At 64.4% G+C, this 14,511-nt stretch carries 11 protein-coding genes; 6 read left to right on the top strand and 5 right to left on the bottom strand.

Annotated elements, in window-relative coordinates; genetic code table 11:
- Positions 1-14: 14 nt before the first annotated feature.
- Entirely contained in the window at positions 15-4,280 is a 4,266-nt protein-coding gene (locus PAN31117_RS11590; RefSeq protein WP_150738321.1) for a translocation/assembly module TamB domain-containing protein, read from the bottom strand.
- Positions 4,280-6,028 carry an autotransporter assembly complex protein TamA gene (locus tag PAN31117_RS11585; protein ID WP_370855753.1) on the bottom strand — a complete coding sequence of 583 codons (1,749 nt, stop codon included), beginning with the start codon at positions 6,026-6,028 and terminating at the stop codon, positions 4,280-4,282. Before PAN31117_RS11585 ends, PAN31117_RS11590 begins: the two co-directional genes overlap by 1 nt.
- A gap of 390 nt (positions 6,029-6,418) precedes the next feature.
- Here PAN31117_RS11585 and PAN31117_RS11580 point away from each other — a divergent pair, with 390 nt between their 5' ends.
- From PAN31117_RS11580 to panD, 4 genes are all read left to right on the top strand, one after another.
- Complete coding sequence (locus PAN31117_RS11580) at positions 6,419-6,601, top strand: DUF3460 family protein (protein WP_150738320.1); 183 nt, start codon at positions 6,419-6,421, stop codon at positions 6,599-6,601.
- A gap of 305 nt (positions 6,602-6,906) precedes the next feature.
- The gene (locus PAN31117_RS11575; protein ID WP_044457839.1) at positions 6,907-7,734 is read left to right on the top strand and encodes a segregation and condensation protein A; all 828 of its coding nucleotides are present in this window, start codon (positions 6,907-6,909) and stop codon (positions 7,732-7,734) included.
- A gap of 7 nt (positions 7,735-7,741) precedes the next feature.
- Positions 7,742-8,578 carry a pantoate--beta-alanine ligase gene (gene panC, locus PAN31117_RS11570; protein WP_150738319.1) on the top strand — a complete coding sequence of 279 codons (837 nt, stop codon included), beginning with the start codon at positions 7,742-7,744 and terminating at the stop codon, positions 8,576-8,578.
- Between the two features lie 152 nt (positions 8,579-8,730).
- Positions 8,731-9,150, top strand: a complete 420-nt coding sequence (gene panD, locus PAN31117_RS11565; protein ID WP_150738318.1) for an aspartate 1-decarboxylase — start codon at positions 8,731-8,733, stop codon at positions 9,148-9,150.
- A 112-nt stretch (positions 9,151-9,262) separates the two neighbouring features.
- On the opposite strand, the gene PAN31117_RS11560 is transcribed toward panD, so the two are convergent.
- From PAN31117_RS11560 to PAN31117_RS11550, 3 genes are all read right to left on the bottom strand, one after another.
- Entirely contained in the window at positions 9,263-10,321 is a 1,059-nt protein-coding gene (locus PAN31117_RS11560; protein WP_150738317.1) for a hypothetical protein, read from the bottom strand.
- Positions 10,322-10,614: 293 nt separating this feature from the next.
- Positions 10,615-11,238 (bottom strand): nucleotide-binding protein, encoded by a 624-nt coding sequence (locus tag PAN31117_RS11555; protein WP_150738316.1) that lies wholly within the window; start codon positions 11,236-11,238, stop codon positions 10,615-10,617.
- A gap of 131 nt (positions 11,239-11,369) precedes the next feature.
- Positions 11,370-12,890 (bottom strand): cobyric acid synthase, encoded by a 1,521-nt coding sequence (locus PAN31117_RS11550; RefSeq protein ID WP_150738315.1) that lies wholly within the window; start codon positions 12,888-12,890, stop codon positions 11,370-11,372.
- Positions 12,891-12,930: 40 nt separating this feature from the next.
- Here PAN31117_RS11550 and cobU point away from each other — a divergent pair, with 40 nt between their 5' ends.
- Positions 12,931-13,497, top strand: a complete 567-nt coding sequence (gene cobU, locus PAN31117_RS11545) for a bifunctional adenosylcobinamide kinase/adenosylcobinamide-phosphate guanylyltransferase (protein ID WP_150738314.1) — start codon at positions 12,931-12,933, stop codon at positions 13,495-13,497.
- A 23-nt stretch (positions 13,498-13,520) separates the two neighbouring features.
- On the top strand, positions 13,521-14,501 hold the full coding sequence (gene cbiB / locus PAN31117_RS11540; RefSeq protein WP_150738313.1) for an adenosylcobinamide-phosphate synthase CbiB: 981 nt from the start codon (positions 13,521-13,523) through the stop codon (positions 14,499-14,501).
- The last annotated feature ends 10 nt before the right edge of the window (positions 14,502-14,511 follow it).

The following is a 14,511-nucleotide window of genomic DNA, read 5'->3' as shown; positions in this document are numbered from 1 at the left end:
GCAATGTCACTGCATCAGTCGAAGCGCCGGTTGAACAGCACATCGAAGCCGGACAGCGAACCTGTGCGCAGCGCCAGTTGCCAGCGGCGCGATATCTGCCACGTGATCTTCACGATACTCGCCGCACTCGTCAGACTTTGCTCGTATCCCAACGAGAAGTTGTCCGAGATCGCCTTGCCGACCTTGACGACCTGCTCGTCGTCGGCCAGCCCGGAATCGCTGGTGCCGATACTGAACTCATCGATGCCCAGATCCTTGATGATGCGCTTGCCGCCCGTAGCACCGAGCAGCGCCGTCGCCGCACCGGCCATCGCCTGACGCTGGCCGAGGCCCGCGCCGTCGGGACCGTGGCCGAACATTAACCACGACAGCTTCTCTTCGTCGGACACGTTCGGCTCGGAGACGAGCGTCACGCGCGGCTGGCGCACCGTGCCCGTCACCAACACCCCGGCGGCCACTTCCTGATTGCGACGCATGGCCTGAATGTAGATGTTCGGGTTGCTCAGCGGGCCGACGAAGTTGATCTCCCCTCGCTCGATGGCCAGCTTGCGGTCAAACGCTTCGTACGTGCCTTCCGCCACCGTGATCGTGCCGGTCCCGCGCATCGGTGTGAGCGGATCGCTTTGCACACGCATACTGCCACGCAGCAAGAGATCAGCCCCTGCCCCGATGAAGCGGAAATCGCGCCCCAGATTCACTTCGACGTTGATGTGCGGCGAGAACCGACTGGCTAGCTTCTCGCTGATGCGCGCCGCTTCCTCCTTCGGATCGAGTGGCTTGGCCCGTGCCTGAGCGCCGCCGCGCACCACCACGACGTCGTCGCCCAGCTTCGGCGCGGTCGTGGGCGGCAACGCGAAGCGCGCTCGGTCAACGGTGAAGCTGCCGTTCACGGCGATCGCTTCGCCGCTGCCCGTGGCCTTGGCCTCGCCCGTGAGCGACAACTGACGGTCAGGTGCAGCGAACAGTTGCAACTTGTCTGCGGCAAGCGTGATGGCGAGCGTCGGCTCCGGCGTATCGAGACGGATGTTGCCCGTTGCACGCGCCGTACCGCCGCCACCACCGGTCACGACCACGTCGCGCAGCACGATCTCCGTCGGCGTGAGCGCGATGCGCATCTTGCCGTCCTTCACGCTCACGCCCGTGTCGAACATCTGCACCGAAAGGTCGTCGGCCGTCAGTTCCCCGGTCGGACGCGGCTTCGCCACCGTACCCGCCAGTGCCACCTGCAAGTTGGCGCGGCCCTTGAAGGCGAACTGTGCACCGGCGAGGTCTTCGAACTTCGAGAGGTTCGGAATCGCGACGGCGATGCGACCGGTGAGCGGCGCATCGTCGGGTACGTCCGGAATGCCGCCCTGCACGCGCAGCCCGGTTTGCACATCGGCGTCGACCGTGCCGACCAGCGAGGACACGGCCTTGAGCGTCGTGCGCGCCGACTGCCCCGACAGATCGATTCGGGTGCGCAACTCCGAGATGCCTAGCGGCACGCGCGCGCCCACGCCGCCCTTCTCCGCGCTCAGACCGGGAATGCCGGTGATCGTCACCTTGACGTGGTCGTTCACGCCGCCGCGACGCAGCGTGATGTCGCCACTGCGACGCACGATTTCCACGAAGCCATCCGCACGCTGACCTGCGCTCACGTTCCACTTGCCGTCGAGCACGAGGTCGCTGGCAATCGGCGGCACCTCGCCGGTGAACGACTGCACGACACGCAGCACCTGCGCGACTTCGAGCGTGTCGATCGTGCCAGCTGTCTTCAGTTGGCCGCCACCGTAATCGAAGTTTGCGAGCGAGAGCGCACCGGCGCCCGTCACGAGCTTCGCTGCACCGAGATGCACGCGCTTCGCACTCGCTTCGATCTGCCAGGGCGACGCAAGAGTCAGCTTCGGCACGCCACGATTTTCGAGCGTCTGGATCGTACCCTTCCAACCCGGCTTGCCGCCTGCGTTGGTCACGGCACCCGAAGCGTCGAGATTCATGTCGAGCGGCGCTTCGCGCACCTTGCCTGCGGCCTTCAGATGCAGTGTGTGCGCGCCTCGCGTGCCCGCCAATGCCAGCGACAGTTTGTCGAGTCGTGCGACGCTGCTGGCGAAACCCTGTCCGTCGAGCGTGACATTCAGACGATCGCTCGCGACGCCAGGCAAACCACCGCTGACATCCACCTTACCGGCCAGATGCTCCAGCTTTTGCGCGCCGAACACGAGTTTGTCGGCGGCCAGTGTTGCGGCAACCACCGGACGCTCCATCGTGCCCGACACCTGACCGTCCAGTTGCAGACGGCCTGCCAGACCGAAGCCCAGCTTGTCGAGCGACGGCGCGTCGACGTTTACCGCCATCTTGTCGCCGGGCGCGCCGAAGCTGCCGCGCAGCACGACCTTGTTCCCTGCGACGAGCAGGTTCGCATCGCTCGGCAACAAGCGCGTGCCAGCCAGCTTCACCGTGCCCGCACCGCTCATCGGCAGGTCGGCGTAGACGCTATCCTGCAACGCGAACTTCAGCGCCAGACCGAAATCGGGACGCAGCGCGCCCTGTGCATCGAACTGACCGGTGACGCTGGCGACCGGCGCCTTTGCCCCGGACTTTTGGGGACCGTAAAGGTCGTACCACGCGGCGGGGTCGAAACGCGTCAGTTTGATCTGCGCCTTGTAAGCGCCGGTGTCGCCGTTCTCCAGCACGCCGGTTGCTGCGACCTTGCCATTACCGGCATCGAGCGACAGCGCGTGAATCGTGGTGCCCTTTGCGTCTAGACCGACGTCGGCGAGCACACGACGTGCCGCGTCGCGCCAGTCGAGCACGATGCGCTGGCCGGTTGCGTCGAGCTTGACGTCAAGCGGGCCGCCGAGCTTCGTCGCGGGCAGCTTGCCGTACAACGCGCGCAGATCGAGGTCGCGCATCGTGAAGGCGAAACCGCCGACGGTCGCTTCGGCATCGGCCGTGGTCTCGTTCGCGGCCATAGCAGCACTCGCGGTACTGGCTACGCTTGCGGAAGACGTCGCCGGGGTTGCAGGCGCGGGTGCGCTCGCCGTCGCCGCCACCTTCTCGCGTCGCAGCTCACCGCTGCCGGTCAACACGGCGCGGCCCGCGAGTTTCAACTCGATGCCTGTCAATGCCTGACGCGTCGCATCGAGCAACACTTGCGTGCGCAAACTTTCCACCGGCAGCCAGCCCGCATCGATCGCGCCGGGCTTCGCGTTGGTCACCGACACCGGCCCCAACACGCGGAATTCCTTTGCACCCGGTTGCGGTCGCAAGTCGGTCTGCACGGCGAGGTCCGCCTGCGGCGCACCCGGTGCGAAATCGCGCGGGTTGAGGTGATCGAGCGCAATCTGCGCGCGCGAGAGCGGCACCGGACCGAACGGCGACGCCGCGATGTGCGCCGTCCCGTTCAGCTTCTCGCCGCTGGCCGTCAAGTCGACGACGAGGGCGTCGAGCGAGCCGGACAAATCGGCTTTGAGCGCGACGGGAATGTCACCCGCCTTGGCCTGCAATCCGACGTTGCCGTTCAGCGCAAACGGACGCTGCCCGTTCAGTTGCAGACTGGCTTGCGCTTCGCCATACGGCGTGCCGAGATGCTCGATCTGCACCGCATGCTGCGTGCCATCGCTACGACCCGCCACGCGAATGTCTTCAAGCACGAGCGCGGGCGAGTGCAGCGTGAGCTTCGCCACGCGCACGTCGTTCAGCGTCAATCCCAACGGCAGACGCAAGCTTGTCGGCATCGTCGTCGGCGTGTTCGACGGCGGGGACGGCGCGAAGGCCAGATCCACATCGCCCGCATGGAGCTTGTCGACGGTGAAATGCAGCGGACGCAAGCCGAGATCCCAACGGCTTTCGAGCCTGCTGACAGTGATGCGGGTCGCACCATCCGAGTAGCGCATGTCGCTCAGCGTGAAGCCGTGCAACACGCTGCCGCTGCGCCATTCTCCAGAGAGCTTGCCGCCGAGCGTCGAGACGGCCGTCTGCCATAGCCAGCGGCTACCGCGCTCGTTCGACATTGCCCACACCAGCGCGCCGATGGCGAGTACGACGGTCAGCAGCATCGCGAGAACGATGCCCGCGAGTGCGCGTCCCCAGCGGCGGCGACTTGGCGGTGGCGGCGGTGCGTACGCGTTATCCGGCGGCACGTTACCGCCACCGTCCGTGCCCTGCGCGCCGGGGCGCGTCAATGTGGGTTCCGTGGGTTCTCGCCCGGCGCCCTGTGCGCTGTGGCTGCCTTGCCCCACATCGCGAACATCGGTCATGGCGGTCATCGGCTTCAAGGTATCGAGCAGCATCTTCATCATCAGAAGGCCACCCCAAGCGAGATCGACGGACGGAAACGCCGGTCATTCACGCCGTATCCGAGATCGAGGTTCACCGGGCCGACAGGGCTGCGCCAGCGCACCCCCAAACCGACACCGTGATAGAGCGGTGTGGGATGTCGGTAGTCGTCGGTCGCCGTACCCACGTCCCAGAACGCCGCGCCGCCCCAGTCGCGCGTGACCCAGCGCTGATATTCGAGGCTTGCCGTCGCGAGGTACTTCGTCGGGAAGGTCGTCCCGTTCTGCTGACGGCCGATGCTCTGATACGTGTAGCCTCGAATCGACGACGTGCCACCCGCGAAGAACAGCAGCGACGACGGAATCCGGTTGCTGTTGCCGTTCGTCAGCACCGCTCCGAGTTCCAGGCGCGCCAGCACGAGATCGCGCTGTCCGACCGGGAAGTACTGGCGAATACGGCCGTAGAGCCGCGCGAAACTCTGATCAGTCAACAGCGGCTTGGCGGCGAAGCCGAGCTGCGTGTTGATGATGTTGCCCCTGCGCGGAAAGATCAGGTCGTCGACATCGCGACGGTTCCACGAGAACGCAGGCACGAGTGCCTTGTTGAGGAAACGCTCGCCACCATCGGGACGCTCGTCCGTACGATAGAAGTCCAGCGTGTAAGCCCAGTCGTAACGCTCGCGCGAGCGCGCACGCTTGATGCCGACCTGCGTCGAGCGCTGGTCGAGACCGTTCAGATAGGTGCGGTCGAACGACCCGCGCAGGCTGTTGGTGTACGCGCTCTCGTCAGGCGGCATGCCGATTTCGGCGTAGCCGCCCTGTCGGTACTGTTCGAGACGCGCTTGCGAATCGAACGTCCACGCCTTGCCGAACAAGTTGTAGTACGAGTAGCGCCCGTTGATGCTCGCGCCCGTGTCCGTCGTGTAGCCGACACCGCTTTGCACGCGCTGCTGGGGGAATTCGCGCACGTTCACTTCCACCGGCGCGAGTTCGGCCTTCGACGGGTCTTCCGTCACCGAAATGATCACGTTGGAAAAGTACGGCGTCGCCTGAATCTGGCGTTGCAGTTCCTGCAAGCGGTCGGCGTCGAAGGCCTCGCCCTCGGACAGCGGATTGACGTTGCGGATGATCTGTGCGGGATAGCGACGCGTGCCAGTGATCACCAGCGGCCCGAGCGTGAACGGCGGGCCGCTTTCGTAGGTCGCGGCGAGCGAGGCGGCATCGTTATCGGCGTCGACCACGGCGCGCGAGAATGTCATCTTCGCGGCGTGGTAGCGCTTCTGTCCCAGTTGGAACAGGGTGTCGTTCTTCGCCTTGTCCCAGTCGGACTGGCGAAAGGGCGCGTCCACGGGCAGCTCCCAGGCGTTGCGCAACTGCTCAACGCGCTGCGGATCCTGCTCGGCGACCGGGCCGGTGAACTTGAGATCGACGTCCTTGATATGCGTTCGAGGCCCCGCCTCGACCTTGATGTCGACATCGCGCTTGCCGTTGATGGTCGCGACATCCACATGGGTGACGGGCGAGAAATAGCCCTCGGTCGACGTCAGTTCCTGCACCTGCTCGCCGATGGTAGCCACGATGTGCTCGAACTGGGCCTCGCCGATATCGTCGCGCGAGGCGTAACGCACGACGTCGAGGTTGTCCTTCAGGAGCTTGGCGATGTCTTTGGGCGCGTCGACACGCACCCGATAGTCGGCTTGCGCCAGACCGGATGCGCACAGGCCGCAAGCCAGCGCCGCCAGGCTCAGCAGTCGGGTAGGCAGACTGCGAATGCCCTGGAGATGCGGGAATGGACCTGCTAATGAGCGAACTAATGGGCGTACTGAAATGCGCACGCCAAGGCGACGGCCAGCGTCGTGTCCGGATTTGATCTGCGAGACGGTCAAAACCTTCCTTGGAAATATCGCCGCCGGTGGTCCGGCGTGCCGTGAGGAATGCTCAAACGCACGATGCCCGCCAGCATGGCACAACGAGACACCGCGCATTGCGTATGTGACTCGTATTTGAACATATCCGGGAGTGCGGTTCACCCATACGGCCTAAATTCGGGCAAATCGCCCAAAATGCCAAAACACCGAACAGCGACGGGTTTGCGGTAGAATCTGCGTCGATTGGCACCGTCCCGACGGTGCCGCTTTTGCCTATTTTTCAAGCAATCGACCATGTACGAGTCCGACATCACCCAATTCATCAAGCAACTCAAGACCGAGAAGCCGACGCTGGAAGCGGAGCAACGCAAGGGTCGCGCCCTGCTGTGGGACAAGCATCCGATTGATATGGAAGAGCGCAGCCGCGCCCAGCAATCGCGTGTGGCCCAGCAGCCGTACGTCTACCAAAGCGAGTAAATCGCCGCCCCCGGCCGAGTTCCGCATTGAATCCAAGTACGCCCGACGATCCGTCGTTCACGCCCGACCCGATCCCCGAGATCGCGCCGGTGCCTGAGCACGTCGATCCCGTGGCAAGCGCTGCTGCCGACCCAGCGCCGGAAGATGGCCGAAACGACGGTTCGCAGGAAATTCCGGCCCAAAGCGGGTCGGTCGACGTGGACGCGGCCGACGCCAGCGCCCCCGAAGGCGCGACCGGCGAGGCCGCAGCCGCCGCAACGTCGCGCTCGGCGGGTGCAAGTGGCACCGGTGGTTCGGCCACCGAGCTGCCAGCCCCGCACGACGGACAGGACTCGACACCCGATACGGTCGACGGTGTGGCGCGCGCACGTCTTTATGGCGAGCCGCTGTTCGCGCTGCCGAACGATCTCTACATTCCGCCGGACGCCCTCGAGATCTTCCTCGAAGCCTTCGAAGGCCCGCTCGACTTGTTGCTGTATCTGATCCGCAAGCAGAACTTCAACGTGCTCGACATTCCGATGGCGCAGGTCACGAAGCAGTACCTGCTCTATGTGGAACAGATCCGCCGGACCAATCTGGAACTGGCGTCCGAGTATCTGCTGATGGCGGCGATGCTCATCGAGATCAAGTCGCGCATGCTGCTGCCGGTGAAAAAGGCCGACACCGGCGAGGAAGCGGAAGATCCGCGCGCCGAACTGGTGCGTCGTCTGCTGGAGTACGAGCAGATGAAGCTCGCCGCGCAAAAGCTCGATACGCTGCCGGTGCTCGGCCGTGACTTCCTGCGCTCACAGGTCTATATCGAGCAAAGCCTTCAGCCGCGCTTTCCCGATGTGGACGCCGAAGACCTGCGCGCCGCGTGGGCCGAGGTGCTGCGTCGCGCCAAGCTTGTTCAGCATCACAAGATTTCCCGTGAAGAACTCTCGGTGCGCGAGCACATGAGCCAGATTCTGCGACGCCTGCAAGGCGCGCGTTTCATGGAGTTCACCGAACTCTTCGATGTCACGCGCGGTGTGCCGGTCGTGGTGGTCAACTTCATCGCCATGCTCGAACTCACGCGCGAGTCGCTGCTGGAGATCACGCAGGCCGAACCGTTTGCGCCGATCTACGTCCGCCTGACTTACACCCCAAACTGAGCGCCCCATGAAAGTCATCCCTTCGATTCACGAACTGCGCGACCAACTGCGCGGACAGAATCGCGTTGCCTTCGTGCCCACAATGGGCAATCTGCACGAAGGCCATCTCTCGCTCATGCGGCTCGCACGCCAGCACGGCGATCCGGTGGTCGCCAGCATTTTCGTGAACCGTCTGCAATTCGGGCCGAACGAGGATTTCGACAAGTACCCGCGCACGATGATGGACGACATCGAGAAGCTCACGCGCGAGAACGTCTACGTGCTGTTTGCGCCGGACGAGAAGGAGATGTATCCGGAGCCGCAGGAATACCGCGTCGAGCCGCCGCACGATCTGGGCGACATTCTCGAAGGCGAGTTCCGCCCCGGCTTCTTCAAAGGCGTGTGCACGGTCGTGACCAAGCTGTTCTCCTGCGTGCAGCCGCGTGTGGCCGTTTTCGGCAAGAAGGACTACCAGCAACTGATGATCGTGCGCAGCATGTGCCGTCAGTTCGCACTGCCCATCGAGATCATTGCCGCCGAGACGGTGCGCGCCGACGACGGCCTCGCCCTGTCCTCGCGCAACCGCTATCTGTCGGATGCCGAGCGCGCCGAAGCGCCGCAGTTGTATCGTCTGCTCAATGAAATCCGCGACACCGTGAACGGTGGCAGCACCGACTACGCAGCGCTCGAAGCCTCGGCCATGAAGACGCTGACCGAGCGCGGCTGGAAGCCGGACTACGTGTCGATTCGCCAGCGCGCCAATCTGCGAGTGCCAGCCCCGGGCGCGGCACCGGCAGAAAGCCTGGTGGTGCTCGCTGCCGCCAAGCTGGGTGCAACGCGTCTGATCGACAACCTCGAAATTTGAGCGCCGGGCCCGCCGCGCACGGTTCAGTGACCGTCGCGAAGGGCTCCAGGCGCAAGCCGTGCGCGTGTCGGCACTTCGCCGATTCCGCGCGCACATTCTTCGTCGCGCAGCGTGCGCGGCATCGCAACACATCGCAACACAAGAGGCACGCCATGTACCGCACCATGCTCAAGTCGAAGATCCACCGCGCCACCGTAACGCATTGCGAATTGCATTACGAAGGCTCGTGCGCGATCGACGAAAACCTGCTCGAAGCCTCGGGCCTTGTCGAAAATGAGCAAATCGACATCTTCAACGTCAACAACGGCGAACGTTTCACGACCTACGCCATTCGCGGCGAGCGTGGCAGCGGCATGATCTCGCTCAACGGCGCGGCTGCACGTCGCGCGCAGCTCGGCGACATCGTGATCATCGTGTCATACGCACAAGTCGAAGAAAAGGAAGTGTTGGCTGGCTTCAAGCCCAAGCTGGTGTTCGTCGGCGAGAAGAACGTGCAGAAGGGCGAGCGCGATCACGTGCCGCTGCAAGCGTGGGAAGAGACCCGTGCCTTCGAAGCCGCTCAGGCAAAGTAAGGCGCTGCGTCGATAATCCTGGACGCGTTTCACGAGGAATCATCAACGCCCGCGGCATTCGCCGCGGGCGTTTTGCATTCCGGCAAGACCTTAAGGCCCAGGTCGCGGGAATTCAGGGCAGATAGCCGGGAAGGTAATCCTTCAACGCGAACGCTTGCGTCGGAGAAAACGCATCGTACCCCCCCATAAGCGCGTCCCGCACCGTCTTCTTCATCGTGCCCTCTGCCTTGTCGAAGAACCTCTTTGCAAGACCTAGCCGCACAGTCTCGTCGCTTGCTCCCATGAGGGTTTCGTGAATGGTCGCCGACACCGACGGCGCCGGGTCGTCTGCGCGGCTCGCTTCCTCCAATACAGTCCTGACCAATCGTGAGACTGCCGAGTCGCGCTCGTCACCCTGTGGAATCAACTCGATACTTCGTGCGAAGGGTCGAACGACTTCCTTCATGGGAACACCGCGCTCAGCATGATGATCCAGCGCATGCGCCCAAGTCTGAGCGCGCATTTCGCTGGGTTGATAAACCAGTTCCAATCGCGTGATATCGGCACGCCTAACACGATCATTGTCGAAAAGTCGACCATCCGCGTCTACAGTCTTGAGTGCCCAAATCACAAAGTGCTGCTTGCCTGCGAAGCTCGCCGTCACCTTATCGCTCTCGATGTCGGTCAACAGACACTCCGCGATAAGACGCGATGTTTCCGCCATTTCTACAGCGCGAAGCACTCGGCTGATTTTTACATCCAAATCGCCGAAACGGGCGCCGTCTTTGAGACCCGCCATTAACCGGACAATCTCGTTTGCGGCATGCGTTTGGTGCGCTTGGTCCGGGTCCTGCGACAATGCGTGGATAGCGCTGGCATATAGCACCAAAGGCTCGACGCCAATGTGTCCGTGGGTACTCACGTAGTTGTGGAGCCCGTCCAGCCAGATGCCCCAGCGCGCAGTCGTATCCTTGATATTCTTCAGGTGGCCCCACATTTCACCTGGCTCTATGGCACCGGATGCCGTTCGGGAATCAGGTAATGCAGCGGTCTGAGCACGCAACACCTGCTGGCGTCGGGCACCCGACGCGGTCACATCCCCCGGAGAGGGGACATCGCTCACGGTAATCGTCGAGTTCGATGTCGTCGTCACGTCTGGCGACCGGCTGACCTGAGTCAGGTCTGTCGACATGTGAGGCCGCCCCTCAGTTGTCGCTGTGCCGATCTGGCCGGGTTGCGACGGCGTCGAGGTCAGAATCGGAGGAGTGGGCGTTGTACCGACGGGGAACGACGTTGAAGTGACGGGGGGCATACAAGACTCCTTTTTCCATAGGGGGAAGAGTCTTTAGCGTAGTCAGTGCGGATACTATGACTTTAGGATCTTGACCGCAATCTGCGTAATTTGGTGGACGTAAGCGAAAGCTGTAAATCGCACCGAAGCTGCGCTCGGCGGTTGAGCGCCATCGGCTCCGGCCGATCAGGCCATCACCGCGCCACGAACTTGGTGATGCCGTCCCACTGCGGCAGATCGCGCTCGACACGCCCCGGCGCCACATCCCACAACGTCAGTCCGTGCGCGGCGAGCTGCACGTAGTTCTGCGTACTACGAAGCATGCCGAGCACCGGCAGGCCCGCTTCCTCGCAGTAGCGCGAGAGCTGATCGGCCGCCCGGGTGCGGGCGTCCACACGCATGCCGACCACACCGATGCGCACGTCTCCCTGACGCACCACCTTCTCTTCGCCCAGCTTCTGGAGAAAATCCCGCGTGGCGAGGATATCGAAGATCGACGGCTGCAACGGCACCAGAATGTGGTCCGCGAGCTTGAGGATCGAGTCGAGACGCTTGCCATGCAAACCCGCAGGCGTATCGAGCACTGCGTGCGTTGTGCCCTTGGGCGGACGCGCCACCTCGTTGTGGTCGACATCCCAGGTGGCAATCGGTCGCAGCGCCGGCGGACGCAGCCCCAGCCAGGCGCGCGAGGACTGCTGACGATCCGTGTCGCCCAGCATGACGGCATGGCCCTGCGCAGCAAGATAGCCCGCCAGATTCGTCGCCAGCGTGCTCTTGCCCACGCCACCCTTTGGATTCGCCACCACAATCACCGGCATTGCAGACTCCCCGAGGTCGATTATCGCCAATATTACAACGGGTCGATGACGGTACCGCATCCGACCGATCCCGCCAGGGCCTGAGCCCGGCGTCGAGACGAACGCCGACGGCGCGCCAACCGGCCGCCCTGCTAGCGCAGGCAGGCCCACACGCGCGACAAATCCAGATGCGCTGCAAACGCGTCGGCCAGCCGATCGAGCGACGCCTCGCGCAGCGCGTTGTAGTCCTGCGCCGCCAGATCGCGCGCGCCCGCCCACGTGAGCAGCGCTTGCAGTGCCTCGGGGGTGTCGAACAGGCCATGCAGATACGTCCCCATGACCTGATCGTCGGTCGAGCGGGCGCCGTCGGCGACCGGGCCTTGTGCACCTTGTGGGTCTGCGTCCAGCCAGACAGCGGGACGCGCGAGCGCCGCCCCGCGCGTCACCCCCATGTGGATCTCATAGCCGTTCACCGGCACGTCACCGGCGGTGAGACGTCCGGCCACCACGCGCAGTTGCTTCTGGGCCTCCATAGTGGTTTCGATCTCCATCCAGCCGAGGCCAGCGGTCGTGCCTGCGTCGCCTTCGAGCCCGAGCGGGTCGTGAATCGCAGCACCGAGCATCTGCAAGCCGCCGCAGATGCCCAGCACTTTGCCGCCATAGCGTAGATGCCGCGCCATCGCCGTCTCCCACCCTTGGGCGCGCAACCACGCGAGATCGGCGCGCACATGCTTGCTGCCGGGCAGGATCACCAGATCGCTGGCGGGCCACGCCTCGCCCGCGCCGACATAACGGAAATCAACTTGCGGATGTGCACGCAAGGCGTCGAAATCGGTGTGATTGCTGATGCGCGGCAAGGCGGGCACGGTCACGCGCAGACGCGTCTCGCCGCTCGCGGCCTTGTGACGCTCGCCTGGCAGCATGTCCTCGCCGTCGAGATGCAGCCCGTGTAGGTACGGCAACACGCCCAGCACCGGAATGCCCGTCTTCGTCTCCAACCATTCCAGCCCGCTCGTGAGCAACGACGGGTCGCCGCGAAAGCGATTGATGACGAAGCCCTTGATGCGCGCACGTTCGCCGTCAGACAGACACGCGAGCGTGCCGATCAATTGCGCGAAAACACCTCCCCGGTCGATGTCGGCGACGAGCAGCACCGGGGCGTCGACCGCCTCGGCGAAGCCCATGTTCGCGATGTCGCGCGAGCGCAGGTTCACCTCGGCGGGACTGCCTGCGCCCTCGACCAACACTGCGTCGTACCCCGTGCGCAGACGCTCGTACGCAGCCAGCACCGCCGCCATCGCGCGAGGCTTGTACTCGTGATACGCACGCGCATCGAGATCGGCCACGACCTTGCCGCCGATGATGACCTGTGCGCCCCGGTCGCTGCTTGGCTTAAGCAACACGGGATTGAAGTCGGTATGCGGGGCGACGCCTGCCGCTTGCGCCTGCAACGCTTGTGCGCGCCCGATCTCACCGCCGTCGGCCGTCACGGCACTGTTGAGCGCCATGTTCTGCGGCTTGAAGGGGGCGACGCGCACGCCCTCGCGCAACAGCAGACGACACAGGCCCGCAACGACCGTGCTCTTGCCTGCATCCGACGACGTCCCCTGGATCATCAGGGTGCCGCGACGCAGGCTGGGAGGCGCTTCGAATTTGACAGGGATTTCACTCATGACGCGGATTATCGCATCGGGCGCTCGTACAATATCCGGCATGACCGACCTCGTTCCGAACTCTCCCGATCTCACCTTCGTACTCGGCGGCGCGCGCTCCGGCAAGAGTGCTTTCGCCGAACATCTCGCCACGCACAGCGGCCTGCCCGTGACCTATGTCGCGACGGCCGCCGTGACCGGCGAGCCCGAGATGCAGGCGCGCATTGCGCATCACCGGGCGAGCCGTCCGGGACATTGGGAAACGGTGGAAGCAGGACGCGAGCTGGCGCGCACACTGAGCGAAGTCGCTCGGGACGGCCATTGCGTGCTCGTCGACTGTCTGCCGCTGTGGCTCGCGGGCTGGCTATGCCCGCCGGACGATCATCCCGACGGACCGGCGACGGACGCACAGTGGCAGAGCGTCGTCGACACGCTTGCGCAGACGCTGATGTCGCTGCCCGGCAAGATCGTCGTCGTCAGCAATGAGATCGGTCTGGGCGTGATCCCGATGGGTGCGCTCACGCGGCGTTATGTCGATGAACTCGGACGTCTCAACCAGCGTGTCGCCACGCTGGCGCCGCACGTGCGTTTCGTGGTCGCCGGGCTGCCGATGGCCATCAAGGGATAAGAGAAAATAGGAGTCACTCGCCGATGCTCACAGGACTCGCGCCCGAATCGCTCTGGCTTGCCGCATTGATCGGTGTGTTACTCGACGCCTGGCTCGGCGAGCCGCGACGCTGGCACCCGCTGGTCGGCTTCGGCTATATCGCCAACGGTGTGGAGGCATGGCTCAACGATCCCGAGGTGCGCGACAAGCCGTTCAGCGCCATGACGCGTGGCACGTGGGCGTGGTGCATCATGCTCGTGATTCCCGTACTGATCGCGTGGGCGCTGACGTTCCTGCCTGGCTGGGGCGGCATCGTCTGGCAAGCGCTGGCGTTGTACGCGGCGCTCGGTGCCCGCAGTCTGCGCGAACACGTCATGCCCATCGCTCACGCCCTGCGCGACGGTGATCTGAAACAAGCACGCGCACTCACGGCACGCATCGTCTCGCGCGATACGGAAGACGCTAACGCCTCCGATCTTGCGCGCGCCGCCGTCGAATCCACGTTGGAGAACGGCAACGACGCCATCTTCGGCGCGCTCTTCTGGTTCGCGATTGCCGGTGCGCCCGGCGTCGTGCTGTTCCGTCTGGCCAATACGCTCGACGCGATGTGGGGCTATCGCACCGACAAGTTTCTGTACTTCGGCCGACCGGCGGCGCGCATCGACGACGTCCTCAACTGGATTCCCGCGCGATTGACGGCAGCGAGCTACGCGATCTTCGGCGACGTGGCGCGTGCCATCGATTGCTGGCGCACGCAGGCCAGCGCCTGGTCCAGCCCCAATGCCGGTCCCGTGATGGCCGCCGGTGCGGGTAGCCTCGGTGTTCAGCTCGGCGGACCGGCGCGATATCACGGCGAGTGGGAGGTGCGTCCACCGCTCGGCTGCGGCATGGAACCCTCCGCACAACACATCAAGGCCGCATGGCGGCTGATCTCCCGTTCCATGTGGATGTGGCTGATCGTCACCGGCGCGCTGGCGCTGTTCGCCGCGTCGCAGGCCGATGCCATGCCCACAACACTGCTGTAACTCGCTTTCC

It is taken from the genome of Pandoraea anapnoica, from assembly GCF_902459765.1.
GTDB classification, from domain to species: Bacteria; Pseudomonadota; Gammaproteobacteria; order Burkholderiales; family Burkholderiaceae; genus Pandoraea; species Pandoraea anapnoica.
This window is presented reverse-complemented; position numbering and strand designations above follow the sequence as displayed.

Bases quoted from the DNA above. Each gene is read 5' to 3' on its own strand.
- PAN31117_RS11590 (WP_150738321.1), bottom strand. From the start codon at position 4,280: ATGATGAAGATGCTGCTCGATACCTTGAAGCCGATGACCGCCATGACC.
- PAN31117_RS11580 (WP_150738320.1), top strand. From the start codon at position 6,419: ATGTACGAGTCCGACATCACCCAATTCATCAAGCAACTCAAGACCGAG.
- panC (WP_150738319.1), top strand. From the start codon at position 7,742: ATGAAAGTCATCCCTTCGATTCACGAACTGCGCGACCAACTGCGCGGA.
- panD (WP_150738318.1), top strand. From the start codon at position 8,731: ATGTACCGCACCATGCTCAAGTCGAAGATCCACCGCGCCACCGTAACG.
- PAN31117_RS11560 (WP_150738317.1), bottom strand. From the start codon at position 10,321: ATGTCGACAGACCTGACTCAGGTCAGCCGGTCGCCAGACGTGACGACG.
- PAN31117_RS11555 (WP_150738316.1), bottom strand. From the start codon at position 11,238: ATGCCGGTGATTGTGGTGGCGAATCCAAAGGGTGGCGTGGGCAAGAGC.
- PAN31117_RS11550 (WP_150738315.1), bottom strand. From the start codon at position 12,890: ATGAGTGAAATCCCTGTCAAATTCGAAGCGCCTCCCAGCCTGCGTCGC.
- cobU (WP_150738314.1), top strand. From the start codon at position 12,931: ATGACCGACCTCGTTCCGAACTCTCCCGATCTCACCTTCGTACTCGGC.
- cbiB (WP_150738313.1), top strand. From the start codon at position 13,521: ATGCTCACAGGACTCGCGCCCGAATCGCTCTGGCTTGCCGCATTGATC.